The sequence below is a fragment of the Methanocorpusculum sp. GPch4 genome, from assembly GCF_012062385.1.
Lineage (GTDB): Archaea > Halobacteriota > Methanomicrobia > Methanomicrobiales > Methanocorpusculaceae > Methanocorpusculum > Methanocorpusculum parvum.
In genome coordinates this window covers 1-651 of the sequence record NZ_SIJA01000002.1, presented here as the reverse complement: position 1 = coordinate 651, position 651 = coordinate 1, and the positions used below count along the sequence as shown (strand labels likewise).

1 protein-coding gene is annotated in these 651 nt (G+C 63.7%); it reads right to left on the bottom strand.

Annotated elements, in window-relative coordinates; genetic code table 11:
* Nucleotides 1-651, bottom strand: a 651-nt coding sequence (locus EYA77_RS00010; RefSeq protein WP_167815488.1) for a sodium/proton-translocating pyrophosphatase, incomplete at both ends; no start/stop codon positions are given.

Genomic DNA, 651 nt, shown 5'->3' with positions numbered 1-651 from the left:
GATCAAGGATGGGTCGATCCCGGCGGCTTCCACAAATGCGACAAAAAGCGTCAGGGCCGTGAGCGCCGCGGACCCGATGGCAAAGCCTTTGCCGATGGCGGCGGTGGTGTTGCCGACCGCGTCCAGGGAATCGGTTATATCCCTGGTCTCCGGAGGCAGCTCGGCCATCACCGCCAGACCTCCGGCGTTATCCGCGATGGGGCCGTACGCGTCCACGGACAGCTGAATCCCCAGGGTGAGAAGCATGCCCAGGCCGGCTATGCCGATGCCATAGAGGCCCGACAGGGCGTAGCTCCCCGCAATAGCCGCCCCGATGATGAGGATAGGAGGAAGGGTGGACATCATGCCAACGCCCAGGCCGGAGATTATCGTCGTCGCCGAACCGGTGCCGCAGGCGTTTACGATACGTCGCACCGGGGGCGTATCGGTACCGGTAAAGAATTCGGTGATAACCCCGATGAGGGTTCCCGCCAGAAGGCCGACCACCGATGAAAAGGCTATGCCCAGCCAGCTAAAGGCAGAGCCATCGCTTCCCCCGAAGCGGCTGCCGCCGATGACAAAATAGGCGCCGGGGAAAATGAGCGCTATGGCCAGAGCGGCCGCGCCGAAGGAGCCGGCGTTGAGCGCTTTCTGGGGCGAAGATCCGGGCTT